Source organism: Verrucosispora sp. WMMD703 (assembly GCF_049178935.1).
In the GTDB taxonomy this organism is placed as follows: Bacteria; Actinomycetota; Actinomycetes; order Mycobacteriales; family Micromonosporaceae; genus Micromonospora; species Micromonospora sediminimaris.
In genome coordinates this window covers 1,988,252-2,014,004 of record NZ_JBMHMM010000004.1, presented here as the reverse complement: position 1 = coordinate 2,014,004, position 25,753 = coordinate 1,988,252, and the positions used below count along the sequence as shown (strand labels likewise).

28 protein-coding genes are annotated in these 25,753 nt (G+C 71.9%); 22 read left to right on the top strand and 6 right to left on the bottom strand.

Going from position 1 to position 25,753, the window contains the following annotated elements; translation table 11 throughout:
• Nucleotides 1–5: 5 nt before the first annotated feature.
• The 11 genes from ACN26Z_RS09885 (at nt 6) to ACN26Z_RS09835 (ending at nt 14,046) form a co-directional block, all read left to right on the top strand.
• The gene (locus ACN26Z_RS09885; protein ID WP_421460767.1) at nt 6–752 is read left to right on the top strand and encodes a pyrimidine reductase family protein; all 747 of its coding nucleotides are present in this window, start codon (nt 6–8) and stop codon (nt 750–752) included.
• A gap of 80 nt (nt 753–832) precedes the next feature.
• Nucleotides 833–3,139, top strand: a complete 2,307-nt coding sequence (locus ACN26Z_RS09880; RefSeq protein ID WP_421460765.1) for a hypothetical protein — start codon at nt 833–835, stop codon at nt 3,137–3,139.
• Nucleotides 3,140–3,353: 214 nt separating this feature from the next.
• Entirely contained in the window at nt 3,354–5,105 is a 1,752-nt protein-coding gene (locus ACN26Z_RS09875; protein WP_210939668.1) for an ATP-binding protein, read from the top strand.
• A gap of 12 nt (nt 5,106–5,117) precedes the next feature.
• A complete protein-coding gene (locus ACN26Z_RS09870) occupies nt 5,118–6,266 on the top strand; it encodes an exonuclease SbcCD subunit D (RefSeq protein ID WP_210939669.1) in 1,149 nt (382 codons plus the stop codon).
• Complete coding sequence (locus ACN26Z_RS09865) at nt 6,266–8,740, top strand: AAA family ATPase (RefSeq protein WP_421460764.1); 2,475 nt, start codon at nt 6,266–6,268, stop codon at nt 8,738–8,740. The genes ACN26Z_RS09870 and ACN26Z_RS09865 overlap by 1 nt, the downstream gene beginning before the upstream one ends.
• A gap of 7 nt (nt 8,741–8,747) precedes the next feature.
• The gene (locus tag ACN26Z_RS09860; protein WP_282239505.1) at nt 8,748–9,713 is read left to right on the top strand and encodes a hypothetical protein; all 966 of its coding nucleotides are present in this window, start codon (nt 8,748–8,750) and stop codon (nt 9,711–9,713) included.
• A complete protein-coding gene (locus ACN26Z_RS09855) occupies nt 9,713–10,570 on the top strand; it encodes a spermidine synthase (protein WP_421460761.1) in 858 nt (285 codons plus the stop codon). The genes ACN26Z_RS09860 and ACN26Z_RS09855 overlap by 1 nt, the downstream gene beginning before the upstream one ends.
• Nucleotides 10,571–10,653: 83 nt before the next feature.
• Nucleotides 10,654–11,346 carry a sigma-70 family RNA polymerase sigma factor gene (locus ACN26Z_RS09850; protein ID WP_093402862.1) on the top strand — a complete coding sequence of 231 codons (693 nt, stop codon included), beginning with the start codon at nt 10,654–10,656 and terminating at the stop codon, nt 11,344–11,346.
• Complete coding sequence (locus ACN26Z_RS09845) at nt 11,343–12,119, top strand: anti-sigma factor family protein (protein ID WP_421460760.1); 777 nt, start codon at nt 11,343–11,345, stop codon at nt 12,117–12,119. Before ACN26Z_RS09850 ends, ACN26Z_RS09845 begins: the two co-directional genes overlap by 4 nt.
• Nucleotides 12,120–12,347: 228 nt before the next feature.
• Nucleotides 12,348–13,007, top strand: a complete 660-nt coding sequence (locus ACN26Z_RS09840; RefSeq protein ID WP_282240571.1) for a hypothetical protein — start codon at nt 12,348–12,350, stop codon at nt 13,005–13,007.
• A 121-nt stretch (nt 13,008–13,128) separates the two neighbouring features.
• A complete protein-coding gene (locus ACN26Z_RS09835; protein ID WP_421460758.1) occupies nt 13,129–14,046 on the top strand; it encodes a DNA-3-methyladenine glycosylase family protein in 918 nt (305 codons plus the stop codon).
• A gap of 9 nt (nt 14,047–14,055) precedes the next feature.
• On the opposite strand, the gene ACN26Z_RS09830 is transcribed toward ACN26Z_RS09835, so the two are convergent.
• Entirely contained in the window at nt 14,056–14,268 is a 213-nt protein-coding gene (locus ACN26Z_RS09830; RefSeq protein ID WP_093402858.1) for a hypothetical protein, read from the bottom strand.
• 136 nt (nt 14,269–14,404) lie between these two features.
• Here ACN26Z_RS09830 and ACN26Z_RS09825 point away from each other — a divergent pair, with 136 nt between their 5' ends.
• On the top strand, nt 14,405–15,505 hold the full coding sequence (locus ACN26Z_RS09825) for an ATP-dependent DNA ligase (protein ID WP_093402857.1): 1,101 nt from the start codon (nt 14,405–14,407) through the stop codon (nt 15,503–15,505).
• A gap of 31 nt (nt 15,506–15,536) precedes the next feature.
• Nucleotides 15,537–17,120, top strand: coding sequence for an alpha/beta hydrolase (locus ACN26Z_RS09820; RefSeq protein WP_421460756.1), 1,584 nt, complete (start codon nt 15,537–15,539; stop codon nt 17,118–17,120).
• Nucleotides 17,121–17,174: 54 nt separating this feature from the next.
• Here ACN26Z_RS09820 and ACN26Z_RS09815 read toward each other — a convergent pair whose 3' ends face one another.
• On the bottom strand, nt 17,175–17,846 hold the full coding sequence (locus ACN26Z_RS09815; RefSeq protein ID WP_421460754.1) for a winged helix-turn-helix transcriptional regulator: 672 nt from the start codon (nt 17,844–17,846) through the stop codon (nt 17,175–17,177).
• Nucleotides 17,847–17,908: 62 nt separating this feature from the next.
• Between ACN26Z_RS09815 and ACN26Z_RS09810 the strand changes: the two genes are divergently transcribed.
• From ACN26Z_RS09810 to ACN26Z_RS09800, 3 genes are all read left to right on the top strand, one after another.
• Nucleotides 17,909–18,634, top strand: a complete 726-nt coding sequence (locus ACN26Z_RS09810) for a DUF899 family protein (RefSeq protein WP_396888348.1) — start codon at nt 17,909–17,911, stop codon at nt 18,632–18,634.
• A gap of 214 nt (nt 18,635–18,848) precedes the next feature.
• Nucleotides 18,849–19,004, top strand: a complete 156-nt coding sequence (locus ACN26Z_RS09805; protein ID WP_421460753.1) for a hypothetical protein — start codon at nt 18,849–18,851, stop codon at nt 19,002–19,004.
• A 48-nt stretch (nt 19,005–19,052) separates the two neighbouring features.
• Nucleotides 19,053–19,505: a GNAT family N-acetyltransferase gene (locus ACN26Z_RS09800; RefSeq protein ID WP_421460751.1), complete on the top strand. Its 453-nt coding sequence runs from the start codon at nt 19,053–19,055 to the stop codon at nt 19,503–19,505.
• Here ACN26Z_RS09800 and ACN26Z_RS09795 read toward each other — a convergent pair.
• Complete coding sequence (locus ACN26Z_RS09795) at nt 19,495–19,779, bottom strand: hypothetical protein (RefSeq protein ID WP_421460750.1); 285 nt, start codon at nt 19,777–19,779, stop codon at nt 19,495–19,497. The genes ACN26Z_RS09800 and ACN26Z_RS09795 overlap by 11 nt on opposite strands.
• A 386-nt stretch (nt 19,780–20,165) precedes the next feature.
• Between ACN26Z_RS09795 and ACN26Z_RS09790 the strand changes: the two genes are divergently transcribed.
• Genes ACN26Z_RS09790 through ACN26Z_RS09780 form a run of 3 tightly spaced genes read left to right on the top strand, consistent with a single transcriptional unit; the run spans nt 20,166 to nt 21,583 of the window.
• Nucleotides 20,166–21,044, top strand: a complete 879-nt coding sequence (locus ACN26Z_RS09790) for a helix-turn-helix domain-containing protein (protein ID WP_421460748.1) — start codon at nt 20,166–20,168, stop codon at nt 21,042–21,044.
• The gene (locus tag ACN26Z_RS09785) at nt 21,037–21,231 is read left to right on the top strand and encodes a DUF397 domain-containing protein (protein ID WP_421460746.1); all 195 of its coding nucleotides are present in this window, start codon (nt 21,037–21,039) and stop codon (nt 21,229–21,231) included. The genes ACN26Z_RS09790 and ACN26Z_RS09785 overlap by 8 nt, the downstream gene beginning before the upstream one ends.
• A gap of 58 nt (nt 21,232–21,289) precedes the next feature.
• Nucleotides 21,290–21,583, top strand: a complete 294-nt coding sequence (locus ACN26Z_RS09780; RefSeq protein WP_421460745.1) for a hypothetical protein — start codon at nt 21,290–21,292, stop codon at nt 21,581–21,583.
• Nucleotides 21,584–21,586: 3 nt separating this feature from the next.
• Here the strand turns inward: ACN26Z_RS09780 and ligD are convergent, their stop codons facing one another.
• Entirely contained in the window at nt 21,587–22,612 is a 1,026-nt protein-coding gene (ligD, locus tag ACN26Z_RS09775) for a non-homologous end-joining DNA ligase (protein WP_421460744.1), read from the bottom strand.
• A 47-nt stretch (nt 22,613–22,659) separates the two neighbouring features.
• Between ligD and msrB the strand changes: the two genes are divergently transcribed.
• The gene (msrB, locus tag ACN26Z_RS09770; protein WP_421460742.1) at nt 22,660–23,070 is read left to right on the top strand and encodes a peptide-methionine (R)-S-oxide reductase MsrB; all 411 of its coding nucleotides are present in this window, start codon (nt 22,660–22,662) and stop codon (nt 23,068–23,070) included.
• Nucleotides 23,071–23,076: 6 nt separating this feature from the next.
• Here the strand turns inward: msrB and ACN26Z_RS09765 are convergent, their stop codons facing one another.
• Together ACN26Z_RS09765 and ACN26Z_RS09760 are read right to left on the bottom strand one after the other, a co-directional pair.
• Nucleotides 23,077–23,736 (bottom strand): DUF305 domain-containing protein, encoded by a 660-nt coding sequence (locus ACN26Z_RS09765; RefSeq protein WP_421460740.1) that lies wholly within the window; start codon nt 23,734–23,736, stop codon nt 23,077–23,079.
• A 149-nt stretch (nt 23,737–23,885) separates the two neighbouring features.
• Nucleotides 23,886–24,629 (bottom strand): lytic polysaccharide monooxygenase, encoded by a 744-nt coding sequence (locus ACN26Z_RS09760; protein ID WP_421460739.1) that lies wholly within the window; start codon nt 24,627–24,629, stop codon nt 23,886–23,888.
• Nucleotides 24,630–24,781: 152 nt separating this feature from the next.
• Here ACN26Z_RS09760 and ACN26Z_RS09755 point away from each other — a divergent pair, with 152 nt between their 5' ends.
• Both ACN26Z_RS09755 and ACN26Z_RS09750 read left to right on the top strand, forming a co-directional pair.
• A complete protein-coding gene (locus ACN26Z_RS09755) occupies nt 24,782–25,042 on the top strand; it encodes a Prokaryotic metallothionein (RefSeq protein WP_281566631.1) in 261 nt (86 codons plus the stop codon).
• Between the two features lie 251 nt (nt 25,043–25,293).
• Nucleotides 25,294–25,734 carry a GNAT family N-acetyltransferase gene (locus ACN26Z_RS09750; protein WP_421460738.1) on the top strand — a complete coding sequence of 147 codons (441 nt, stop codon included), beginning with the start codon at nt 25,294–25,296 and terminating at the stop codon, nt 25,732–25,734.
• Nucleotides 25,735–25,753: the final 19 nt, after the last annotated feature.

The following is a 25,753-nucleotide window of genomic DNA, read 5'->3' as shown; positions in this document are numbered from 1 at the left end:
GGCGAATGAGCAACGGAGCACCGATTTCCGTCCTCTGGCCGGACCCGTCACCCGAGCCGGTGGACGACGACACGCTCATCGCCCGGTACGGCCGCGCCGAGCAGCCGCACCTGCGGATGAACTTCGTGACCAGCGTCGACGGCGCGGTCAGCCTCGACGGCTACTCGGCCGGGCTGTCCGGCGCACCCGACAAGCGGGTCTTCGGACTGCTCCGGATGCTCTGCGACGCGCTGCTGGTGGCCGCCGGCACACTGCGTCACGAGGGTTACCGGGCGATCCGGCTCGATGAGCGACGCCGGGCCTGGCGGCGTGCGCACGGGCTGACCGAGTATCCGACCCTGGTCGTGGTCTCCGGCTCGCTCGACCTCGATCCGGCCCAGGCTGCCTTCGCCGACGCGCCCGTGCGCCCCGTGGTGCTGACCCGCCGGGACGCGACAGCGCCGCCCGGCCTGACCAGGGTGGCCGATCTGGTACGCCACGGCGAGGACCGGGTCGATCTGGTCGCCGGGCTGGCCGACCTGCGCCGTCGCGGGCTCGGTCAACTACTCTGCGAGGGCGGTCCGCACTTGTTCGGCGCCCTCACCGCCGCCGACCTGGTCGACGAGGTGTGCCTCTCGGTCGCACCGCTGCTCGCCGGGGCCGGGCCCGGCCGGATCACCGCCGGTGACCCGAGTCCCGCCCGGCACCTGCCGCTACGGCACGTCCTTCGCGCCGACGACGGCACCCTGCTGCTCCGCCACGCCCGGCACTGACCAGCTGCTCCGCCAGCACCGCTGCGGCCGCCGCCACGAGTTGTCGGAAAGACCGCGAAAGCGCAGGTCAGCTCACTACCGTGAACCGGTATCGGCGGCTGCCGGAGGGCGGAGACGTGGCGTACGAGGTGGTCGAGCTACGGGTCCACGGGGTCTCCGGAGCCGCCGCCGAAACACTGCTGGACCATCCGGTCGTGACCAGGGTCGCCGGCGACGACAACGCCGGCTTCTACCGTCCCCGGCCCGGCTTCGGCGTCAGCGACCGGCCGCAGGCGCTGCGGGTTGAGGCGTACCGCTGGGGGGCGCTGACCGCCGGCGGCGCCGTGCGTACGGCGTCGCTGTTGTTCCTGCTGCCGTTCATGCTTGTCAACCTCGCGGTCTGGACGCGGCCGGCGACCGGTGGGGCCGGCGGTGTGATCGGTCCGCTGTGCCGGCTGCTCGCCGCCACCCTGACCGCCGCCTTCATGCTCTCCATGGTGGGTGTGACCGTCGACATCATCGGTTGGCAGTGCGTTCCCTACGAGCCCTGCCTGCGCGGACGCGGGTACCTGTCCTGGCTGGCCAACCTGCCCCTCGGTCCCCGCCTGGCGCTGCTCGCCCTGCTGCCGATCACCGCCCTGCGGCTGCTCTGGTGGCTCGGCGAACGGTCGGCCCGGGTGTTCGAGGCGTTTCCGGCGGCCCGGGGCCAGGATCGCACCAGGGGCGGGGAGGACCGGCTCGACAGCCCGGGCTTCTGGAACGACGCGCTCGTGGTGCACCGGCTGCGCGCCATCCACGTCGCGGTCGGACTGGGCGTAGTCGACGTCAGCCTGCTCGGCGCCCTGATCTACATCTATCCCACACCCGCCGCCCGCCTGCTCTTCGGCGCGGCCTGGGTGCTGCTGGCGGCCTGCACCGTGCTGCTTCTCCGGCCGGCGCGCGTCGCACCACAGAGCCCGGGCCGGGGCCCGGTCGACCTGCGCGGTATCCGACCGCTGCGGATCGGCGCCATCGTGCTTACCGTGCTGGTCCTCGCCTACAGCGCGGTGCCGTTGGAGCCGGAGCCGCCACGCGGGCCGTTGCCCGGTCACGAGGAAGCGGTGGCCGCTCTGGTGGCGGCCCAGGCCGCCCTGCTCGGCGCGCTCGTCGTAGCGACCGTGCACCAGCGCCGACGCAGCCCGACGGCCAGTTCGTCGTGGCTGGGCGGGCACGCGTCCCCGGTCTTCGCCGCCATGGCGGTCGCCGCCTCGTACGGGTTCGCCGCCGTCCTCGTCTACCGGGTCGCCGATCTGCTGGATCGGGGAGAGATCCCGAACCCGGCCCGGCCGGACCGGCCCGGCGCGCCGCCACTGGAGCCGCCGGTCGCCTACCGTTGGGCGGCCCTGGTCGGGCTGGTGACGGTCCTGGTCGTCGCCGCGACGGTGCTCTGGCGGATCGCGGTGACCCGGAGACAACGACGCCGGATGGCCGAGGAGATCGTCCGGCGGGACTTCCCCGACCCACCGGCGGAGGCCCTGCCCCTACGCGACAACGTCCGGGAGATCGTCGCCCGGTCCGCGATCGCCGATCACCTGGGGCCGGTCTTCACCGTGTTCCTGATGCTGTCGCTGGTGGGCGTCACCGTCGTCGCGCTGGACCTGATCGGCATCGGGCCCTCGGAGCTGAGTCGGCGGCTGGCGGGCACCGAAGGCATGGCGGCCACGAACCTGGCCCTTGCCACCGATGCGGGGATCTACGTCATCGGCCTGGTCGGGCTCGGCATCGTGGTGCTCGGGCTGTTCTCCTACCGCTCCGAGGAGACCCGGCGCACGGTGGCGGCGATCTGGGACCTCGGCACCTTCTGGCCACGCACGGTGCACCCGTTCGCGCCACCCTGCTACGCGGAGCGGGCGGTGCCGGAACTGGCCAAGCGGGTCGCCGCGCTGACCGACCACGGTGGCGTGATCCTCTCCGGGCACAGCCACGGCTCGGTGCTGGCCGCCGCGACCCTGCTCCAGTTGCCGTCCCGGGCGCTGCCCCGGGTGGCGCTGCTGACCCACGGCAGCCCCCTGCACCGGGTGTACGCGCGCCTGTGCCCGGCCTTCTTCGGCGACCCGATCCTGACGGAACTCGGCGACCGGATCGGGTGGCGGTGGGTGAACCTGTGGCGGGACACCGACTCGGTCGGCGGGCCCATCTTCTCGGCCCACCGCCCGGGGCAACAGCCACACGTCACCGGGCCTGCCGGCACGGTCGACCGCCGGCTCCGCGACCCACGCGGCATCACCGTGCCACCCGACGACACCGTCCCGCCCCCGGTCAACCGGCACTGGCCGTACCACACCGACGAGGCGTACGAGACGGCCGTGCGGGACCTGGCCGGTCGGTTACGGCCCGCCACCGGTACCAGCCCGCCCCCGACGCCCTGACGGCCCGACGGCCCCGGTATTTGGCGGGCCGGCAGTTCGGCGGGCCTTGTCGGACGGCGCCCGGACACCCGCCGTCAGGTTCCGATCGCCGTGCGCGTTCGGCGTGATGTCGTTACGTGGCCTGCGCCGCGTCGCGTGGCGGCCTGTCGTACTCCTCCGGCAGGATGCAGGGCGTGTGTGCCGACCGCGACGACCAACCGAGCGGAGTTGCCCGATGACCGACCAGGGGTTCGACGGCCCGGGCGAGGGGGTGGGCCGGGTGCTGGGCACCGCCGACGCCACTCCCCTGCAGTTCTGGACGGCGGTCGCCCCGGGCAGCTATCTCCAGCTCGACGACGTGGTGGTCACCCGGCGGGAGCTGCCCGACCGGGAGCCGGTGACCATCGCCGGGGTGGTCACCCAGGTCCGGGCGCGGCACGAGGGCGCGCAGTTCGATTCCGACGTCTTCGCCATCGCCGACGGCACACTGCCGGCGATGGTGCAGGAGGCCGCCGAGATCACCACCACCCGGGTCGACCCCGAGTTCTACGTGCCGCCGCAGCCGGGCGCCGTGGTGCACCGGGCCGAGGGCGATGCCCGCGCCCGGGCGCTGCACTTCGACCGGATGGAGCGGCGCATCCCGATGGGCACCGGCCGGGACGGCGTCCCGGTCTACCTGAACGCCGACTTCCTCGACGGCAGCCGGGGCGCGCATGTGTCGATCTCCGGCATCTCCGGGGTGGCCACCAAGACCAGCTTCGCCACCTTTTTGCTCTACTCGGTGTTCCGCTCCGGGCAGCTCGGCGGCGACGCGGTAAACGCCAAGGCGCTGATCTTCAACGTGAAGGGCGAGGACCTGCTCTTCCTCGACCATCCGAATGCCCGGCTCGACGACCCGACCCGGGCCGCGTACGCGCGGCTCGGCCTGGCCGCGGACGCCTTCCCCGACGTACGGGTCTACGCGCCGCCCCGGGTCGGTGACTCGTCCGGCACGCCGGACGTGAGCAGTCGGCTCACCGGCGTGGACAGCTTCTACTGGACGCTCACCGAGTTCTGCGCCGACCGCCTGCTGCCGTACGTCTTCGCCGACGCCGACGACGAACGCCAGCAGTACACGATGGTGGTCCACTCCGTCGCCGCCCACCTGGCCCGGTACGCCCAGCCCGCCGACGGCGGCGTCAGCATCGACGGGGTCCGGCTGGGCAGCTACGGCGATCTGGTCGACCACGTCGTCGAGCAGCTCAGCGACGACGAGACCCGCGGCGACTGGGCAGGCAGCGCGGTGGGGCTGGGCACTGTGAACGCGTTCGCCCGCCGGTTGATCGGCAGCAAGAAGGACCTGTCCCGGCTGATCCGGGGCGACCTGGCCACCCGCCGCCCGCACAGCATCAACACCGCCGAGAGTGCCCAGGTCACCGTCGTGGACCTGCACAACCTGCCGGACCGGGCGCAACGTTTCGTGGTCGGTGTGACGCTCAAGAGCGAGTTCGAGCGCAAGGAGAAGGCCGGCACCGCCAAGCCGCTGCTGTTCGTGGTGCTCGACGAGCTGAACAAGTACGCCCCGCGGGAGGGTTCCTCCCCGATCAAGGAGGTGCTGCTCGACATCGCCGAGCGGGGCCGTTCGCTCGGGGTGATCCTGATCGGCGCGCAGCAGACCGCAAGTGAGGTGGAACGACGCATCGTCACCAACTCGGCCATCCGGGTGGTGGGCCGGCTCGATCCGGCCGAGGCGTCCCGCCCGGAGTACGGTTTCCTCCCGCCCGCCCAGCGGCAACGCGCGCTGCTGGCCAAGCCGGGCACGATGTTCGTCAACCAGCCGGACATCCCGGTGCCGCTCTGTCTGGAGTTCCCGTTCCCCGCCTGGGCGACCCGGGTCTCCGAGGCGGGGGCCGCGCCGTCACAGACCCTGCGGTCGATCACCCAGTCCGCCGATCCGTTCGCGGTCGTCGGCTCCGGCGGCGGCGCCGACGACGACATCCCGTTCTGAGAGGCAAGTCCAGTGAAGATCCTGCACACCTCCGACTGGCACGTGGGCAAGGTCCTCAAGGGGCAGTCGCGGGCCGAGGAGCACAAGCAGGTGCTGGCCGGGGTCGTCGAGATCGCCCGCCGGGAGCGACCCGACCTGGTCGTCATCGCCGGTGACCTCTACGACACGGCGGCACCGACCCCGGAGGCGACCCGCCTGGTCACCCGGGCGTTGACCGCGCTGCGCCGCACCGGCGCGGACGTGGTGGCGATCGGCGGCAACCACGACAACGGTCCGGCCCTGGACGCGCTGCGCCCGTGGGCCGAGGCCGCCGGCATCACCCTGCGCGGCGGCGTACGGGAGGATCCGGCCGAACACGTCATCGACGGCACCACCGCCGGCGGGGAACGCTGGCGGCTGGCCGCCCTGCCGTTCCTGTCCCAGCGGTACGCGGTCCGCGCGGTGGAGATGTACGAGCTGACCGCCGCCGAGACCACCCAGACGTACGCCGACCATCTGGGCCGCATCCTGGCCCGGCTGACCGAGGGTTTCGACGAGCCGGACCGGGTGCACCTGGTCACCGCCCACCTCACGGTGGTCGGCGCGGCCACCGGCGGCGGCGAGCGGGACGCGCACACCATCATGGGTTACGCGGTGCCCGCCTCGGTCTTTCCCGGCACCGCGCACTACGTGGCGCTCGGGCACCTGCACCGCGCCCAGCGGGTGCAGGGGCCGTGTCCGATCCGCTACAGCGGTGCCCCGCTCGCGGTCGACTTCGGCGAGCAGGAGAACGTCCCGGCGGTGACCCTGGTCGAGGTCACCGCGACCACGGCGGCGCGGATCCGGGAGGAACCGGTGACCGCGGCCACCGCGTTGCGCACCGTACGCGGCACCCTCGCCCAACTCGCCGAGATCACCGCGCCGGAGGGTTGGCTGCGGGTGTACGTGCGCGAGCAGCCCCGCGCCGGCCTGCGCGAGGAGGTGCAGCAGTTGCTTCCCCGGGCCCTGGAGATCCGGATCGACCCGGAGCTGGTGCCGGCGCCCGGCACCGGCACCCGGGTGGCTCAACGGTCCGGTCGGTCGCCCCGGCAGTTGTTCGCCGACTACCTGGACAGCCGGGGGCATGCCGACGAGGGCGTCCGGGAACTCTTCGACGAGCTGCTCGAGGAGGTCGATCACTGATGCGGCCGATGCGGCTGGACCTGGCCGGTTTCACCGTCTTCCGCGACGACACCACAATCGACTTCACCGACGCGGACTTCTTCGCCCTGGTCGGGCCGACCGGTTCGGGCAAGTCGACGGTGCTCGACGCGATCTGCTTCGCCCTGTACGGCACGGTGCCCCGGTGGGGAGGCACCCGCGGGCTGGGCAACGCGCTCGCGCCGTCGGCCACCGAGGCGCGGGTCCGGCTGGTCTTCGAGTCCGGCGGTGCCCGCTACGTCGCCACCCGGGTGGTGCGTCGGGACAGCCGGGGCAACGTCAAGACCGCCGGTGCCGGCTTGCAGCTGATGCCGGAGGGGTTCGACGTCACCAAGCTGGACACCGGGCTCAGTCCGGAGGATCTCGGCGAGGTGGTCGCCGGCACCCCGGCGGAGATGGACGCCGCCGTGCTGGCGGCGGTCGGTCTGCCGTACGAGCAGTTCACCAGCTGCGTGGTGCTGCCGCAGGGCCAGTTCGCCGACTTCCTGCACGCCCGCCCGGCCACCCGGCAGCAGATCCTGGTCAACCTGCTCGGTCTCGGCGTGTACGAGCAGGTGCAGCAGCGGGCCACCACCCGGGCCGGGCAGGCGGAGGCGAAGCTGGAGGCGGTCGATCAGCTGCTCGCCGGGCTGGCCGACGTCGACGACGACGCGCTGGAACTGGCCACCGGTCAGGTCGACCGGATGCGGGAGCTGGCCGGTTCGGTGACCGCCGCCGTACCGGAACTGGAAGCGGCACGCACGACGGTGCAGGAGGCCAACGCGGCGCTGGCCACGCTCGACGCCGAACTTGCCGCGTTGGACGAGGTTCGAGCGCCGGACGGGGTGGCCGAGGTGGCCCGGGCGGTGACCGCCGCCCGGGCCGAATCCGACGCGGCGGCGACCGCGGTGTCGCTGGCCGAGGAGCGCGAGGAGAAGCTGCGCGGCGAGTTGACCGCCGCCGGCGACGAGAGCGCCCTGCGGATGCTGCTGCGGGCGTACGCCGACCGGGAGCAGCTGTCCGCTCAGGCGGAGCAGGTGCGGGCCGGGCTGGAGGCGGCCGACGGCGAGCACGACGCGGCGGTGCGGGCACTCACCGGGGCGCAGGCGGCGGCGGAGCGTGCCGAGGCGGAACTGGCGGCGGCGTTCCAGGCCCACGAGGAGGCGAAGACCGCCGATCAGGCGACGGCGTTGCGGGCCCACCTGACCGACGGGGACGCCTGCCCGGTCTGCGAGCAGACCGTGGCCCGGGTGCCGGCGATTCCGACCGGCTCGGCGGTGGCGCGGGCGGTGGCGGCCGGCAAGGCGGCCCGGGCGGCGAGCGAGGCGGCCAGGAAGGTCGTCGCCGAGCGGGACGCTGCCGCGCGTGACCTGGAGCGGGTGCTGCTGCGCGCCCGTACCGAACATGACGGGCTGCGGGCCCGACTCGCCGAGCTGGATGAACGGCTGGCCGGGGCGGCGACCGCCGAGGCGCTGCGGGCGCGGTTGACGGAGCTGGCCCGGCTGCGGCAGGGGCTGGACGAGGCGACCACGGCGGTCCGTGCCGGCCGGGACGCCGCCCGGCAGGCTCGGGCGGCGGTGGAGGCGGCGCAGGATCGGCTGCGGACGGCGTGGCGCAGCTTCGACGGCGCCCGCGACGCGGTGGCCCGGTTCGGGCCGCCGGCCACCGACCGCGACGATGTCGCCGGTGCCTGGGCGACGTTGGCCGAGTGGGCGCGGGACCAGGCGCAGCACCGCCGGTCGGAGCGGGACGGGCTGGCCACGGCCGTGGTCGAGGCGGAAACGGCGGCCGGCGCGGCGGCGGACCGCATCGCCGGCATCTTCGCCGACGCCGGGCTGCCCGCCCCGGACGACCCGGTGCGCGCCGCCACCGTCGCGGTGGAGCGGGCCGAGGCCGAGCTGCGCCGGCTGACCGAGCGGCGCGAGCAGGCCGGGGCGCTACGGGAGCAGCGGGCCGGGCACGAACGCGAGGCGCAGGTGGCTCGGGCGTTGGCGGGGCACCTGCGGGCCAACAACTTCGAGCGGTGGTTGCTGGCCGAGGCGCTGGATCTGCTTGTCGACGGTGCGTCGGGCATCCTGCGGGAACTCTCCGGCGGTCAGTACGACCTGGTCCACGACAAAGGCGAGTTCTTCGTGGTCGACCACCACGACGCAGGGCTGCGTCGCGGGGTGCGGACACTCTCCGGCGGTGAGACGTTCCAGGCGTCGCTGGCGCTGGCGCTGGCGTTGTCCGAGCAGCTGGCCGGGATGTCCACCACCGCGGCCAGCCTGGAGTCGATCGTGTTGGATGAGGGTTTCGGCACCCTCGACGCGGCCACCCTCGACACGGTCGCCGCCACCTTGGAGAACCTCGCCGCCCGGGGCGACCGGATGGTCGGCGTGGTCACCCACGTGCCGGCGCTGGCCGAGCGCATCCCGGTCCGCTTCGAGGTGCACAAGGACGCCCGCTCGGCCCGGGTGGAACGGACCGGCCGGTGATGCGGACGTGAACCGCTTCTTCGTCGATGCCTGGGATCCGGGCTACGGGGCGTCGTTCGAGGCCGCGCCGGCCGGTCCGGCCGCGCCGAGCAGCGCCCAGGTCGAGGCGGAGCACGAGCTGCCGGTGGTGGACTGGCGGGCGATCGGCCCCCGTCCGGAGGTCCGGGTACCGGACGTGGTGCTGCTGGTCGACGGGGTACGCCGGATCGACGCCAGCATCTGGACGGCCGAGGAGGACGGCGGTTCGTTTCCCGGGCTGGCCGCCTCGTACGCGGCCGGGGTGGTGCGGTGCGACCTGGATCGCGGTGCCGCGCAACTGGCCGGCGCCACGGTGGAGCGTGGCCTGTTCACCGCCAGCCCGTCGGCGACCGACGTGGTGGCCGGCAACGTCCGCTACCCGGTGCACCGGGTCAGCGGCAGCGGTGAGCTGGCCAAGCTGCCGGCGGCGGTGCAGGGGCCGTTGACCGCCCTTGAGGTGCAGGTCTCGGCCGCCGCGCGGACCGACGACGACCTGCTGGTGGTGGACGGGCCGTTGCGTAACCGGCGGCAGCTGCCGCGCACCCTCGGCTACATCAAGACCCAGCACAGCCAGTATCTCGACGCCCGGCTCACCGCCGTGGTCACCGGTCTGCCACCGGGCCACCGCTCGCCGGTGTTCCGGCTCGGCACCGCCTGGGGCGGCTGGTCGTGGTATCTGCGGCTGCCGGTGGCAGCGGGCGCGCCGTGGGCGGGAATCGTCCGGCTGGAATGCTCCGCCGACCTGGAGACCGCCGAGGCGGTGCGGTTGGCCGACCTGTCGGCGGTCACCCTGCCCCGGTTCGCGTCCAGCCCGTACAAGGATCCCCGGGCCCCGCAGAACCTGGTCCCGATCGCCGGATTGGAGCGGCTGCTGCGCTCCCGGCTGGGCGACGCGCGCCTGCTGCACCGCGCGCTGACCGTCGCCGCCCGAGCCGCCACCCGGACCGGCCGCTGATGGGTCGGCGTCGCGCCGCCGACCGGATCACCGAGCCGGTCGACACGGGGCTCGCCGAGCTGGTGCCGGACCGGGACCGGTCCGGCTCGTGGACGCTGCTGCTCGACGGCGCGCCGCAGTCTCATGTGGACCTTACCGATCCCACGCACCTGGAGTTCGAGTACGTCCGTCGACTGGCCGCCGCGATCGACCTGGTGGCACCGGCGGGTGCTCCGCTGCGGGTGCTGCATCTGGGCGGCGGTGCGCTGACCCTGCCCCGGTACGTCGCGGCCACCCGCCCGGGCTCGACGCAGCGGGTGGTCGAGGTGGACGGGGCGCTCGTCGACCTGGTGCGGCGGGCGTTGCCGTGGCGGGCCGATCCGCGCCTGAAGGTACGCGTGGGTGACGCGCGGGCGGTACTCGCCTCGTCCCGGGAGGCCAGTTACGACGTGGTGGTCGCCGACGTCTTCGCGGGTGCCCGGACACCGGCCCGGCTGACCTCGGTGGAGTACGCGGCCGAGGCGGCCCGGGTGCTGCACCCGGCGGGCTGGTATCTGGCAAACGTCGCCGACGGGCCGCCGCTGCGCCACGCCCGGGGGCAGGTGGCCACCGTACGGGCGGTGCTGCCCCGGGCGTGTCTGGTCGCCGACGCCGCCGTGCTGCGAGGGCGGCGCTACGGCAATCTGGTGCTGCTCGCCGGCCGTCAGGACCCGCCGGTGGCCGCGCTGACGCGCCGGGCCGCCGGTGACTGGTTTCCCGGCCGGGTGCTGGTCGAGGCGGAACTCGATCGCTTCACCGGGGGCGCCACGGTGGTGCACGACGCCGACGCCGTCGACTCGACGCCACCTCCGCCGGGGATTTTTTCCGTCGAACGTTGATCCGTTCGGTGCTGCCTCCCGTACCAGTCAGCAGCCATGCCCGTGGGGGGACGGCTTTCTGTCCATGGACGTCGGAGGTCTGCATGCACGCACTGGCGGTCGGTTGGCAGGGCGACCGGGTGCGGGTGGACTGGATGTCCGCCCGGTCCCAGTCGCGGCCGACCACGTCCACCCGTGGGGTCGACTCTCGTGCGGCGGCTCGCCAGAATAGCCCGGTGACGCCGCGACCCACCCCTGGCCGCCACCAGGCTTCCACCACCGAAGCCGCCCATTCCGACCAGTTGGTCCGCACGCTCTACGCGGAACACGCCGGGCCGCTGCTGATGTTCGTGATGCGGTTGACCGGCGGTGACCGGCAGCGGGCCGAGGACATCGTCCAGGAGACCCTGCTGCGGGCCTGGCGCAACGCGCATCGGCTGGGCACGCAGGGACAGGGGTCGCTACGGCCGTGGCTGGTGACGGTGGCGCGACGGATCGCCATCGACGAGCACCGCAGCGAGCAGGCCCGCCCGGCCGAGACGTACGACCGGGACCTGACCGCGTTCGCCGAGGCCGACAGCACCGACCGGGTGCTCCGGTCGATGACTGTGGCGGACGCGCTGCGAACGTTGAGTCAGTCGCACCGGGAGATCCTGGTGGCGACGTACTTCCGGGGCCGGACGGTGCCGGAGGCGGCCGAGGAGCTCGGTCTGCCACTGGGCACCGCGAAGTCGCGGGTCTACTACGCGCTGCGCGCGCTGCGCACAGCTCTGCAGGAGAGGGGGGTGACGGAATGAGCCGGGTTGACCACATGGACGTCGCCGCGTACGCGCTCGGCGTGCTTGACGAACAGGACATGGAGCGGTTCGAGGAACACCTCGCGACCTGCTGGGCCTGTGCCGCCGAGCTGGAGACGATGGTGCCGGTGGTCGGGCTGCTCTCCGACATCGACGAGGAGTCGATCACGGCGCTGGAGCAGACCCACTCGGATCCGGTCCTGCTGGACCGGACGCTCGTGGCGCTGCGTACGCATCGTCGGCGAGCCCGGTTCCGGCAGGTCCTCGCGACCGCGGCGGCCGTGGTGGTCTTCGGTGGGCTGACCGGTGTGGTGTTCAGCAATCTCACCGACAGCAGCACGGCGCCGCCGTTCGCCGGACCGACCACGGCTCCGGTGGGCCCACCGAGCGACCGCCCGGGAAACCCGAGCGGCCCGAGCGTGGGTGGCAACGAGCAGGAGGGTGAACAGGTCGACGTCACCGACCCGACCACCGGCGTCGACGCGACGTTCTGGCTGATCTCGAAGGACTTCGGCACCAAGATGGACTTCAGCCTGAGCAAGCTGCCGGGGCCGCGCACCTGCCGCCTGGTGGTGGTCCGCGAGGACGGCTCCACCGAGGTCGTCTCCACCTGGTCGGTACCGGACGGCGGCTACGGCACCAACGCCAACCCGCAGCTGCTGGCGCTGTCGGCGGCCACGTCGACGAAGCTGGACGACATCAAGCACTTCGAGGTGCAGGAGATCGACTCGCGGGGTGCCACGGACACTCTGGTGACCGTCCCGGCGGTCTGATCCACCTGTTCGAAAGGCCCGCCTCGATCGAGGCGGGCCTTCGTCGTTGCGGGCCCACCCGGTCGGGCGCGGCGCGGCGACCTGGGGATACGGACTCACACGGACAGAGAACCCAGACGGTTCAATGGATGCTTGTGAACTTGCCCACCCTTTCGGATTCAACCTTGACAGCGCTGGTCCCGTATCTCCCGGTGAACTTGCCAAGTATGAGGAGGGCACGTGGCACAGATGAAGCGAACCGTCATCGCCGTGGGCGCCATGTTCGCACTTACGGCCTGCGCTCCCGCAGGCTACAACGGGGCGGACGCGGGCGCGGCCGAGCCGGTCGCCGTCGCCGCGGCCGAGCCCAGCGTGACCGCCGACCCCGAGGCCAGCGCGGAGCCGGGCGCCTCGGCGTCACCGGGCGCGGAGGCCGAGACCGACGCTCCCCTGCCCGACGGTGTCGAACTGACCGACAGCCTGACCGGCAAGAAGTTCCCCCGGATGGGCAGCGCCGTGGTCAACCAGGACGGATTCATCCTGTACCGCTTCGACCGCGACACCAACGACCCGCCGTCGTCCAACTGCGACGGTCAGTGCGCCGAGGTGTGGCCGCCCGCGCTTACCGACGGCGCCCCGGAGCTGAAGGGCGTCTCCGACGACGCCGTCGGCACCATCACCCGCGAGGACGGCACCCGCCAGATCACCCTCGACGGATGGCCGCTCTACACCTACATCGGCGACAAGAAGCCGGGCGCCTGGAAGGGCCAGGGCGTCGGCGGCACCTGGTTCGTGGTCAACCCGGACGGCAGCAAGAACCTGGAGTGCCTGCCCAAGGGCACCCCGAAGGCGGTCGCCCCGCCGTCGAAGACCGAGTCGAACGATTCGGACTCCGACTACGACTACTGATCCATCAGCACGTCGGTGGCCGGCCGCAGCCAGCAATGGCGCGGCCGGCCACCGGCGTTCCTGACGCGGACCAGCGGGTGCGCCTCGTTGACCCGGGCGGCTCGCGTGGCAGAGTGAGCCGGTGAACTGGACGGCACCAACCACGAAGCGGGTCCTGCGAACACCAGCCGGCTACCGTTTCGCCGCCTCGGTGCGTCCGCTCACCTTCAGTCCGTACGACCCGTGCGCGCGGATGATCGCGGGCGTCTTCTGGTGGGCGGCGCGCACACCCGACGGACCGGGCACCCTCGCCCTGCGACCCGAGGGCGGCGACCTGATCGCCGAGGGTCACGGGCCGGGCGCCGGCTGGATGGGCGAGCATGCCGACGCGGTGGCCGGGCTCCGCGACGACCTGACCGGGTTCGCGGAGCTGGCCGCGAGCCACCCCGTGGTGGCGCGGCTGGCCAGCCAGCAGGCGGGGCTACGGATGCCGGCCAGCGGGCTGATATTTCCCCGGGTGCTGCGGGCCGTGTTGGAGCAGAAGGTCACCGGCAAGGAGGCCTACCGGGGGTACGCGGCGACCGTGCGCCATTTCGCCGAGCCGGCCCCGGGTCCGGTACGGCTGCTGCTGCCACCCGACCCGGCGGTGATCGCCGCCACCCCGTACTGGGTATTCCATCCGTTCGGCGTGGAGCAGCGACGCGCCGAGACACTGATCCGGGCCGCGCGGGTGGCCGACCGCCTGCAACGATGCGCCGACTCGACCGAGGCCACCCGGCTGTTGCGGTCGATCCCGGGCATCGGGCCGTGGACCGCCGCCGAGGTGGTCCGGGTCGCGTACGGCGACGCGGACGCGGTGAGCGTCGGCGACTACCACGTACCCAACACGGTCGCCTGGGCCCTGGCCGGCGAACCCCGCGGCGACGACGCCCGGATGCTGGAGCTGCTGGAGCCGTTCCGGGGTCACCGGGGCCGGGTCTGCTGGCTGCTGGAGGCCGCCGCCGTGCAGGCGCCGAAGTTTGGCCCGCGCGCCCCGATCCGATCCTTCGCCCACTACTGAACGCGGGCCTCAGGCGGCCTCGCGCAGGTCGGCCAGGTCGACCGGGGTACGCCGACGCAGCAGCTCGGCCAGCTCGTCGACCGACCCCACCTCGCCGAGCACGTTCTTGCCGCCGCCGAAGCGCCGGGGATAGGTGTGCACCAACCGGTACACGTACCGGCCGTGGATCAGCTCGACGCTGACCCGCCACCGCCCGCAGCACCCGCACACCCACTCCGCCACCTCGCGAAAGTAGCTCTGACCTGCGGTTTTGCGATTCGCCCGGGTAGTACGTGACGGGTCAGAGGCGGACAGGCCGCCCACCAGGCGACCGTGATCCGGCTCACCACTGTCGGTGCCGTCTGATTGACTGATCGCCGTGGACCTGCCGATCAATTCGCCGGTGGAGCCGATGCTCGCCCGCAGCGTCAATTCGATCCCCACCGCCCCGGGGATGACCTACGAGCCCAAGTGGGACGGCTTCCGCTGCATCGTCCTCCGGGACGGCGACGAGGTGGAGCTGGCCAGCCGGGGCGGCAAGATGATGACCCGCTACTTTCCCGAAGTGGTCGAGCAGGCCCGCCGGCAACTGCCGCCGCGCTGCGCGGTCGACGGCGAGCTGATCGTGATCCGCCGCGACGGCCCGGACGGGAAGCCCCGGCTCGACTTCGAGCTGCTGGCCCAGCGCATCCACCCGGCGGCCTCCCGGGTGAAGCTGCTCGCCGAGACGACCCCCGCCGACTTCGTCGCCTTCGACCTGCTCGCGCTCGACGACGAGAGCCTGCTCGACGCCCCCTACCCGACCCGCCGGGCCCGACTGGAGCAGGCGCTGGCCGGGGTGCGACCCCCGGTGCACGTCACCCAGATCACCACCGACGCCGAGGTGGCGCGCCGCTGGTTCGACGTCTTCGAGGGCGCCGGCCTGGACGGGCTGATCGCCAAGCCCGCCGACCTGCCGTACGAGCCGGGCAAGCGGCTCATGTCCAAGGTCAAGCACGCCCGCACCGCCGACGCGGTGGTCGCCGGATTCCGCTGGCACAAGTCCGGTCCGGTGGTCGGGTCGCTGCTGCTCGGCCTCTACGACGACGCCGGGGTGCTGCACCACGTCGGGGTGAGCGCCTCGTTCACCATGGCCCGCCGCGCCGAGCTGCTGGACGAGCTGGCCCCCTACCGCGACGCCGGGCCCGAGCACCCGTGGGTGCACGGCGACCACGAACGCGGGCAACGCATCCCCGGCGGGGTCAGCCGCTGGACCGGCACGAAGAACCTGGAATGGGAGCCGCTGCGCCCGCAACTGGTGGTCGAGGTGGCGTACGACGCGATGGAGGGTGACCGGTTCCGGCACACCGCGCGCTTCGTTCGCTGGCGACCCGACCGCGACCCGCTCTCCTGCCGATACGATCAACTCGACCGGCCGGTCCGGTTCGACGTGGACCAGGTGCTGCGGGGTGACCCGGCGGTGCCGGCCGGGCCCGCATAGCTTGGCCGTCGACGATCACGGAGGCTCGTTCGTGACCCGTACGCCCGACCGGACCCGCCGTTTCCGGCTCACCGTGGCCGGCCTGACCGCCGCCGTGGTGGTCACCGCCGGCTGCACGCTGCCGGCGTTCGCGCCGCGCACCGACGTCGACGGCGAGGCCGCGGCACCGGGGGCCGCGCCGACCTGGCGATTCTGCCCGGAGGTGGCCGACGAGGTGGTCGGGCGACGCGCTCCGGACATCAGGTACGAATGCACCCGCATCCAGGTGCCGCGCGACTGGGCGGGCGGCAGCGCCGCCACGACCGGTCCCGGTGCCGGCGAGACCTTCGAGATCGCGCTGCTCCGGGCCCGCTCCACCAACCAGCGCGACCGGATCGGCTCGCTGCTGGTCAACCCGGGCGGCCCCGGCGGCTCGGGCGTCGACACCGCCGTCTACCTCACCTTCGGTGAACAGTACGGCGGCCTGCCCGACGCGATCCTCGAACGCTTCGACATCGTCGGCTTCGACCCGCGCGGAGTGGCCCGGTCCAGCCCGGTCGAGTGCATCCCGGACGCCGACCTCGACGCCGTCTTCGGTTACAACCCCGACCCGGAGAGCCAGGCGTCGTTCGACGACTTTGTCGCGCTCAACGAGCAGATCGGTCAAGGCTGCGGCGCCAAGTACGGCGACCAGCTACCGCTGTACGGCACCGAGCAGGCGGCCCGCGACATGGACGCGATCCGGGCCGCTGTCGGCGACGAGAAGCTGACCTACCTCGGCTACTCCTACGGCACCCTGCTGGGGGCCACGTACGCCCAACTGTTCCCGCAGCGGGTGCGGGCGCTGGTGCTCGACGGCGCGGTCGACCCCCGGCAAGACCTGATCGAAGGCTCGGAGGGCCAGGCGAAAGGCTTCGAACGCGCCTTCGACAACTTCACCAGGTGGTGCGCGGCGAACGCGGCCCGCTGCCCCATCGCCCCCGACGCCCGGGCGGCGGTCACCTCGGCGATCGACAAGGCCGTGGTCTCCCCCGTCCGCTCCGCCGACGGGCGGGAGGCCACCGCCGGCTGGATCTTCTACGCCATCGTCTCGTCGCTGTACTCCGAGCCCGGCTGGGAGCAACTGGCCCGGGCCATCGACCGGCTGAACCAGGGCAACCCGACGGACGTGTTCCGGCTCGCCGACAACTACACCGACCGCGACTCCGACGGCCGCTACAGCAACCTCTTCGATGCGAACCTGGCCATCAACTGCGCCGACGAGGAGCAACGCCCCGACCTGGAGCGGATCCGCCAGCTCCAGTCCGAGTGGCGCAGCCGGTATCCGCTCTTCGGCGCACCGCTGGCCGCCGGCCTGGTCTCCTGCACCGAATGGCCGGGCGGCAGCGACCCCTACCCGACCGGCCGCGCCGAGGGCGCCCCACCGATCCTTGTCGTCGGCACCACCGGCGACCCCGCCACGCCGTACGAGCAGACCCCGGCGTTGGCCGAGATGCTCGGCGTCGGCCGGGTGCTCACCTGGGAGGGCGAGGGCCACACCGCCTACCCGCAGACGGCCTGCATCACCCAGGCCGTCAACGCATACCTCATCGACCTGACCGTCCCACCCGACGGCAAGCGCTGCCCGGCGCGCTAGCCTGCCCGCTCCCGGGACCGGCGGCCATCGCATCCGTCGGCGTACTCCCTCTCGCTAGCCACCAGGGGCCGCGAGGTAGAGGCGTACAACGCGGGTGACGGTGTCGCGGTCGCCTTCGACGCGTACGGTGCCGGCGCGTTCGGCGTCGGTGAGCGGCAGGCCGTCGAAGAGCACCCCGCTCCAGGCCGTCGAGTCGGCGGTCACGGTCGCCACCGGGTCGACGGCGGCACCGGGCCGGACGTCCAGCAGCCCGTTGACGGTGGTCAGCCGATAGTCGCGGACCGGTGGGTCGGGTTGGCGGGCGTCGTAGAGGCGCAGGGCGGTCAGTGGCACGCCCTCGGGGACGGGGGGCGCCATGGTGCGCATGGCGAGGACCATGGCGTCGGGGGTCATGCCACCGCTGGTGCGGGGGTCCGTTCCGGATGAGTACCAGCGCCCCAGGGACGCCAGGACCGACTCCAGGCCACGGCCCCACTCGGTGACGGCGTACGCGCGGGTGCGGGCCAGGTCGGTAAGCGTCACCTGGTCGATGATGCCGGCCTGGCGGAGGGATCTGAGCCGTTCGCTGAGGACCGCCGGGGTGATGCCACGAACGGCGTCCTGAAGGTCGGCGAAACGCTTGGGGCCGAGGAGCAGTTCGCGGACGACGATGAGCGTCCACCTGTCGCCCACCAGGTCGAGGGCGTTGGCAGCCCGGCAGGCGTCGCCGTGGTGCGCGTATGTCAACTTGACAGGCAATCCCGATCAACTTCCTTCACGCGAGTGGACGCTATGTTTATAGTAGCGGCATGCAGAGTACGGACACATCGCCAGCGCCTCCGGTGGTCGACCGCGACACCTGGCTTCGGGAACGGAACGCACTGCTCGTACGGGAGAAGGAGCACACCCGGGCGGGTGATGCCATCGCAGCCGCCCGCCGTCGCCTCCCGATGACCGAGGTCAACCCGGTCAAACTGGTCGGCGAGCAGGGTCCGGTCTCGTTGCTCGACCTCTTCGACGGGCGAGACCAACTCGTGGTCTACAAGCACATGTGGCACCTCGGCAAGCCGTTCGAGGAGCAGTGCGAAGGCTGCACCATCAGCATCTGGAACTTCCACGAGGCTAGCTACCTGGAGGCACGGGGCATCAGGTTCGCGGTCTTCGCCGAGGGACCGTACGAGGAGATCGCACCGTTCCGCGAGTTCATGGGTTACCTCCACCCGTGGTACTCGACGTACGGCATCGAGGATCCCGCCGTCGCCGGCGGCGGCGTCATCGCCTGCTACCTACGCCGGGGTGACCGGGTGTTCCTCACCTACGAGACGACCGGACGCGGCGTCGAGGCGATCATGGGCTCGCTCCAGCTGCTCGACATGACAGCCTACGGACGGCAGGAAGCCTGGGAGGACTCCCCCGACGGCTGGCCGCAGGCCGACCCAACGTACAGCTGGTGGCGCAAGGACGGCCGCCCGGTAGCCCAGTGGACCCGCCCCGGCGCCACGCCCGTCCAGTCGGACCAGCACCACTGCCACTGAAAGACCTGAGCCGAACGGTTGCCACCTACCTCAGGCCAACTGGCCCAACGACGTCCCTGGGCCGCCTACGGCACGCCCAGGGACGTCGACATGGTCCGGCTGCCTGACCCTGTGGGACGAAGCAGGGGCCGCAGTGGTGGTCTGGCCGCCTGGCACCACGTTGCTTCCGCACGGCCGGGTGGGCGTACGCGTGCCTGGAGGCGGGGAAATCGTCGTGGGTGATCGGGTCGACGGCGGCGGCGGCTTCTTCGAGGCTCCGCTCACCGAGGCCGGCCCGCCGGAACATCTGCCACCCATCCCGGCCGCATGCGCCTCCGTCGGCGCAGCCTTGGCGGTGCTCGAACGCGTCAGCCGGTACAGCGACAGTTGACGGTGCTCTGCCGCACATCGGGTCGCACCGTTGTGGGACGCTCGCGGGATGAGTGAGGTGATCTTCCGTGAGGCGGTCCGGGCCGACCTGCCGGCCATCCTCGACCTGCTCGCCGACGACATGCTGGGGCGTACCCGTGACGTCGGCGAGGTCGACGCCACGTACGAGAAGGCGTTCGCGGACATCACCGCCGATCCGCGCAACCAGCTCATGGTCGGTGAGGCCGACGGCGAGGTGGTGGGGTGCATGCAACTCACCTACATCCCCGGGCTCGGCCGGCACGGCACCGAGCGGCTGCTTGTCGAGGCGGTCCGGGTCCGCTCGGATCAGCGCGGACGGGGCCTGGGCCGGCAGATGATGACCTGGGCGATCGACCAGGCGCGGCAGCACGGCTGCGGCCTGGTGCAGCTCACCACCGACAAGACCCGCCACGACGCGCACCGCTTCTATCTCGGCCTCGGCTTCGTCGCCAGCCACGAGGGCATGAAGCTCAGTCTCTGACACCGGCGGACGGGGGCCCGGCCAGCCGGGGTCGCCCCACGTCGCAACCGAGGATTGTGGCCCAGAAGGTCGTCAGCGTCGCCAGACTCGACCCGTGGGCCAAGGACCGGGCGGACTTCCGGATCAGCCAGAAGTCCCCCTCGGGCAGGACGACCGCCCAGCCGATCGGGATGTCGTTCTCCGCCACGAGCACCAGCAGTTCCGGCTTGCTGTCGACCTCGATCTCGGGCAGGTCCGCCACCTCGACGGACCACATCCCCTGCTCCGCGCTCACCGGATGCTCCGCCGGTGGCATCGCCGCACGACGTGGCGGGACCGCCACAGCCGGGCCAGCCGCAACGGCCGCTGCTGCGGCTGGCCCGCCGTCGGGGCGTTCCGCCCGGGTTGATCGGCCCGGTACGCACCGGCCCGCTCGTGGTACGCGGACCGTTGCACCACGTCGATCGGTTCGTCCTGCCGTTGAAACCATTTCCACCAAACCACCGCGAGCCTCCCGCGAACACGCACCGATATTGCCGATGCCTGCCACCATCGGTCCGCGCTTCGCCAATCTGCGATGTCTCATACGGAGATTTCGGGAAAGATATGGACGGTGTGTCATCTGGGCCTCGATGCTGTTCCAAACGAGACACTGGCAGCACCGATGTGAGACGGGGTGAAATGAGCGACGTTGGGTCTTCGGTGCCGCGGCGGCAACTGGGCAGGTTGCTGCGCCAGGCCAGGGAGGAAGCCGGCATCAACCTGGAGGCTGCCGCCGAGGCCCTCGAATGGTCGCGCGCCAAGATGTATCGCCTGGAGAGCGGACAGACATCTCTGCGTACCCACGATGTGACGCTGATGTGCCAGCACTACGGCACCTCCGGCGAGCTGACCGAGGTCATGGTCAGTCTGGCCCGGGAAAGCAAGAGTCGGGGTTGGTGGCACGCCTACGGTGAGGCCATCCCGGCGTGGTTCGAGTTGTACGTCGGGCTGGAGGCGGCGGCCCGCCGCGTGCGTCAGTACGAGCCGACGCTGATCCCTGGGTTGCTCCAGACCGCCGAATACGCTGCGGTCATCTTCAGCGCCAAGGCTGGCCGGAGCCAGGATGAGGTTGCGCAGAAGGTCGCACTACGCATGGAGCGTCAGAAGCTGCTCGCTCGCCGCAGCCCAAAGGCTCCCAGCTTCGAAGCCATCATCGACGAGGCCGTGATCCGCCGCCCCATTACCGACCTGGACGCCTGGCGCAGCCAACTCGCACACCTGGTGAACGCCGCACAGCGACCGAACGTCTCGGTCCGGGTGCTGCCGCTGGGCAGCGGCCCCCACGCGGCATCCGTTGCCGGATCGTTCATCATGCTGGACTTTCCAGCGGTCGGCACGCGGCCCGCAGAGCCGTCGACCGTCTACAGCGAGTCGCTCACCGGCAGCCTTTACCTGGACAAGCCGACAGAAGTGGCGGCGTACGGTGACGCCTGGTCCACCCTTCTGGACCTTTCACTGGGCGTGCGCGAGTCTGAAGATCTGATCGGGACGGTTATCAAGGAGACCTTCGATGAATGACTTGACCAACGCCCGGTGGCGCAAGAGCAGCCGGAGCGGGGAGGGCGAGTGCGTCGAGGTGGCCGACAATCTGGCCGACGCCGTCGGGGTGCGGGACAGCAAGGACGTTGCCGGGCCGGTGCTGCGGTTCGCCCCTGCCCAGTGGTGCTCCTTCGTGAACGGTGTGAAGGGTGGCACCCCGAGCTGACGCTCGATCGGCGCGGGCGCGTTGCCCGCCGTAGCGCGGGGCTGGTTCGATCACCTGCATGGAGATCTTTCTGGCCACACTCCTCGCTCTGGTCGTCGGCCTTCTGCTCGCTCAGGCGCCGAGCCGTCGCGAGGTGGCCCGCACCGCATACCGGCTGACCGAGCTGGAGCGGCGGCTGACCCTGGTGATGGATCACCTCGGCGTCGCCGACACCGACCCGCTGCCCCCGGTCGTCCGGGAGCACCTCGCCCGAGGTGACAAGATCAAGGCGATCGCGGAGTACCGGAAGATCACCGGCGCGGACCTGCTGACCGCCAAGACCGCGGTGGAGGCGGGCGACACTCGCCGGTGACGGTCAGCGGGGGCGGTCGCGGTCCTTGGACGGCTGCACGCGTTTCGGCTCGCCGGGCATCTTCGGGTGGTCGGGCGGGTAGGGCAGATCGCCCTCGCCGGCGGCGGCGTCCCGCTCGGCCCATTCGAGCAGCGGCGTGATGTCCCACGCGGCGTCGTCGATGCCGGCGTGCGGGTCGCCGCGCTGGGCCAACCGTTCCGGCACGGTACGCAGGTCGAAATCGTCCGGGTCGACGTCGGGCAGCTCGTCCCAGCTGACCGGAGTGGAGACGGTCGCCCGGGCGTTGGCTCGCAGCGAGTACGCGCAGGCGATGGTGCGATCCCGCGCCATCTGGTTGTAGTCCACGAAGACCCGCTCGCCGCGTTCCTCCTTCCACCAGGCGGTGGTGACCAGGTCGGGCCGGCGGCGGGCCAGCTCCCGGGCCAGCGCGATGGTGGCCCGGCGTACCTCGACGAACGTCCAGCGCGGCTGGATGCGCAGGTAGACGTGCACGCCCCGGCCGCCGGAGGTCTTCGGCCAGCCCGGCACGCCCAACTCGTCGAGGATCGCCCGCAGCTCGGCGGCGGCCGTCGCGGCGTGGGCGAAGTCGGTGCCGGGCTGCGGATCGAGGTCGACCCGCAACTCGTCGGGCTGGTCGACGTCGGCGGACCGGACCGGCCACGGGTGGAACACCACAGTGCCCATCTGCGCCGCCCAGGCCACATGGGCAAGGTCCGCCGGGCACAGCTCCGCGGCCTTGCGACCGCTGGGGAAGCTGATTTCGGCGGTACGCACCCAGGGCGGCACGCCCCGGGCCGGCACCCGCTTCTGGAAGAACATCTCCCCCTCGATGCCGTCGGGGAAGCGCTGCAACGTGGTGGGTCGGTCGCCGAGCGCCCGCATGATGCCGTCGCCGACGCTGACGTAGTAGTGGAAGACGTCGGCCTTGGTGAAGCCCCGCTCCGGGAAGATCACCCGGTCGGGACTCGACAGTCGTACGCTCTGCCCGGCCACCTCGATCTGCTCGGCCGCAGCCTTCGTGCCACCCATTGCGCGACCATATGCGATGGGTCCGACCTTCGGCGTACCGTTGACCTGTGACTCTTCCCGACAGCGAACTGCCCCGCACCGAGGACGAGTGGCGGGTTCGGCTCAGCCCCGCCGAGTTCCGGGTGTTGCGCGAGCATGGCACCGAGCCGGCCTGGACCGGCGAGTACGTCGACACCAAGACGCCCGGCATGTACCGGTGCCGGGCCTGCGGCGCCGAGCTGTACCCGAGCGACACCAAGTTCGACTCGCACTGCGGCTGGCCGAGCTTCGACGACGCGATCCCGGGCGCGATCAAGGAGATCGAGGACAGTTCCCTCGGCATGAGTCGCACCGAGATCCGCTGCGCCCGCTGCGACAGCCACCTCGGTCACGTCTTCCGGGGTGAGGGCTTCACCCCGAAGGACACCCGGCACTGCGTGAACTCGCTCTCCATCCGCCTGGACCCGACCGACGTCTGACCCCGGTCACCCCGGCCGGGCGGCCATCAGCGCGACCTGAGCGGTACGCGACTGCTCGACGCGGCGGGCCATGTCGAGTACCCGTGCGTCGGTGCCCGCCGCCTGATGTGCCCGGGCCAGGTCGGCCGCGGCCTGCTGGTGCGCGCTGAGCACCTCGATCAGCACCTTGTCGACCTCGGTGTCCGGGGCGTCGCGCAGCCGCGCCAGCTGCTCGGGTCCGGTGCCGTGCCCGGCGTGGTCGTCGGCGCGGGCACTGCGCCCGGCCGCTGCCAGCCAGCCGCGTGCGGTGGCCAGTTCGTCGGACTCGGTGGCCTCGACGGCTGCGACAAGGGTGCGCAGTTCGCTGTCGGTCAGTCGGTCCCGCACGAGCCCGACGATCTGGAGGGTCTGCTCGGTGTGCCCGGCCATCATCGACAGGAACAACAGGTCGATACCGGTCATCTCGCCGGTGACGCCAGGCGTCGCGGCGGGGGTCGCGGCCACCGGCGGCGTGGCGTCGCCGGGCGCGGGCTGCCCGGACGGCGCGGGCGAGCCGCCGCACCCGGCAACCAGCAGCACCGCGATCAGGTGCAGCGGCAGCACACGCAGCGCGGCACGCCGTACCCCCGCCACCGCGCGCCCTTCGGACGGCCGGGCCGACGACACGGCGACTCGGGTCCCCAGCACGCCGGCTCCGGCCCGCGACACGGCAGCTCCGGCCGACAGCACGGCGGCTCCGGCCGACAGCACACCAGCTTCCGCCCACAGCACGGCGGGCGGGTGCGACGGTACGGCGGGCGGGAGGTGCGGCCAGCTCCAGCCGCACCTCCCGTTGGTCAGAGCTGACTCCACAGCGCCGGCACGTTCGGCGGTTCCCAGCCGGCGATGGCGGTGTGCGCCTGCCGGCAGCGGTAGGTCCGGCCACCGTAGGTGACCTGGTCCCCGACGGAGTACGCCCGACCGGCTGTCCAGGTGCCGCCGGCCGGCGGGTTGGTGGTCGGGGCGACCGTCGGGGTGGGCGACGGGGCGGGCGGGTTGGTGGTGGGGCTGGGCGTCGGGTTGCCGCCGCCACCGCCGATCTGGAGGTCCACGCAGGAGTAGAAGGCGTTTGCGGTGTCGGAGATGTTCCACACCGCCAGCAGCTTCTGTCGGCCCTGGTAGCCGGCCAGGTTGACGGTGTGCGAGACGGTCGCGCCGGGCTGGCGTCCGCCGCCGGAGAAGACTGCGACCCGGGTGTTGCCGATGAAGTACTCCCAGTCGCGGGTGGCGTGCATGGCCGTGTTGACCCAGGTGAACGTCACAGTGGTGCCGACCGAGGTGGCCGGCCAGCCACGGTTGTCGTCGTTGAGGACGGCGAAGTGCGAGATGTTCGCGTGGCAGTTGCGTAGCCCCTTGGGGCCTTCGACGCTCTGTGGCTCCCACCTGATCTGCCCGCAGTCGGGCACCCGGTTCTGGGCGCAGAGTGCCTGGCGGCTTGGCGGCGACGAGACGTAGCCGTGGGCCTGAGCGGGGGTGGCGACGGCCAGGGTGGAGACCATGGCGCCCGTCGCGACGAGCGGAAGGGTGATTCTTCGGCGCATGGCGGCAGCTCCTTGTCGGCGTGATGCCTGGTGAGGTGCCACCAACATAATTTAAACCTTGTTAACAGTAAAGACCACTGTCGATAAAAGCAGAGCCGCCGGAGGTCATGCCGCAAGATGGGACAAAAGGTCTACTGATGGAGGTACGGGGCGTGGCTACCTGCGAGGTCTGCGGCAACGACTACTGGCTGGCGTTCGAGGTGCGTACGGTCAGCGGCGACGTACACACCTTCGACAGTTTCGAGTGCGCGATCCACCGGCTGGCGCCGATCTGCGAGCACTGCGGCATCAAGATCTCCGGCCACGGGGTCGAGGTCTCCGGCCGGTTCTTCTGCTGCGGTCACTGCGCTCGGGCGGTGGAGACGGAGCAGGGGGCCGAGATCCGCGACGCGGTGGGCGCGCGTCCCGCCTGACGGCCGTCGACCGATCATCCGCAGCGACCGAGCACCATGGGAAATCCCGCCCGAGAAACGAAGACGCCAAGGTAGACCTTGGACATTTTCCGTTCGCGAAGAACGGAAAATTTCCAAGATCCGTAATCCGGTTCCGCGCGCATGCCGGCAAACGCGTACGAAGCCAGGCGGCGCAACCTGCAGGGCAGGCTGAGCCAGGCCAGGGGCACCTCCACGCCGACGTCCGGTGACGACAGCACTAGCCTGGCGGGATGTCTGACACGCAGCTGCACAGTGCCAGTTTCGCCGAGTTGGACGCCCGCACCTTCCACGATCTGGTGCGGCTCCGCGTCGACGTCTTCGTGGTCGAGCAGGAGTGCGCATACCCGGAGATCGACGGGCGCGACGTCGAGCCCGGCACCCGGCATCTGTGGCTGGCACGCGACGGCGCTCCGGTGGCGTACCTGCGAATTCTGGCCGACCCCGGCGGGGTGGCCAGGATCGGGCGGGTGGTGGTGGCCCCTACGGCCCGGGGTGCCGGGCACGCGGGCCGGCTGATGACGGCGGCCCTCGCGGCGATCGGTGACCGGCCGTGCGTGTTGGACGCGCAGTCACATCTGGTCGACTTCTACACCCGGCACGGCTTCACGGTCAGCGGGCCGGAGTACGTCGAGGACGGCATCCCCCACACACCGATGCGCCGGAAGTGGTGAGCCACCCGAACCCGGTGGT

What these genes read in the sequence shown, in the direction of transcription:
- ACN26Z_RS09885 (WP_421460767.1), top strand. Translation starts at nt 6, where the DNA reads ATGAGCAACGGAGCACCGATTTCCGTCCTCTGGCCGGACCCGTCACCC.
- ACN26Z_RS09875 (WP_210939668.1), top strand. Translation starts at nt 3,354, where the DNA reads ATGACCGACCAGGGGTTCGACGGCCCGGGCGAGGGGGTGGGCCGGGTG.
- ACN26Z_RS09865 (WP_421460764.1), top strand. Translation starts at nt 6,266, where the DNA reads ATGCGGCCGATGCGGCTGGACCTGGCCGGTTTCACCGTCTTCCGCGAC.
- ACN26Z_RS09855 (WP_421460761.1), top strand. Translation starts at nt 9,713, where the DNA reads ATGGGTCGGCGTCGCGCCGCCGACCGGATCACCGAGCCGGTCGACACG.
- ACN26Z_RS09850 (WP_093402862.1), top strand. Translation starts at nt 10,654, where the DNA reads ATGCACGCACTGGCGGTCGGTTGGCAGGGCGACCGGGTGCGGGTGGAC.
- ACN26Z_RS09845 (WP_421460760.1), top strand. Translation starts at nt 11,343, where the DNA reads ATGAGCCGGGTTGACCACATGGACGTCGCCGCGTACGCGCTCGGCGTG.
- ACN26Z_RS09840 (WP_282240571.1), top strand. Translation starts at nt 12,348, where the DNA reads ATGAAGCGAACCGTCATCGCCGTGGGCGCCATGTTCGCACTTACGGCC.
- ACN26Z_RS09810 (WP_396888348.1), top strand. Translation starts at nt 17,909, where the DNA reads ATGCAGAGTACGGACACATCGCCAGCGCCTCCGGTGGTCGACCGCGAC.
- ACN26Z_RS09800 (WP_421460751.1), top strand. Translation starts at nt 19,053, where the DNA reads ATGAGTGAGGTGATCTTCCGTGAGGCGGTCCGGGCCGACCTGCCGGCC.
- ACN26Z_RS09790 (WP_421460748.1), top strand. Translation starts at nt 20,166, where the DNA reads ATGAGCGACGTTGGGTCTTCGGTGCCGCGGCGGCAACTGGGCAGGTTG.
- ACN26Z_RS09785 (WP_421460746.1), top strand. Translation starts at nt 21,037, where the DNA reads ATGAATGACTTGACCAACGCCCGGTGGCGCAAGAGCAGCCGGAGCGGG.
- ACN26Z_RS09780 (WP_421460745.1), top strand. Translation starts at nt 21,290, where the DNA reads ATGGAGATCTTTCTGGCCACACTCCTCGCTCTGGTCGTCGGCCTTCTG.
- ligD (WP_421460744.1), bottom strand. Translation starts at nt 22,612, where the DNA reads ATGGGTGGCACGAAGGCTGCGGCCGAGCAGATCGAGGTGGCCGGGCAG.
- ACN26Z_RS09760 (WP_421460739.1), bottom strand. Translation starts at nt 24,629, where the DNA reads ATGCGCCGAAGAATCACCCTTCCGCTCGTCGCGACGGGCGCCATGGTC.
- ACN26Z_RS09750 (WP_421460738.1), top strand. Translation starts at nt 25,294, where the DNA reads ATGTCTGACACGCAGCTGCACAGTGCCAGTTTCGCCGAGTTGGACGCC.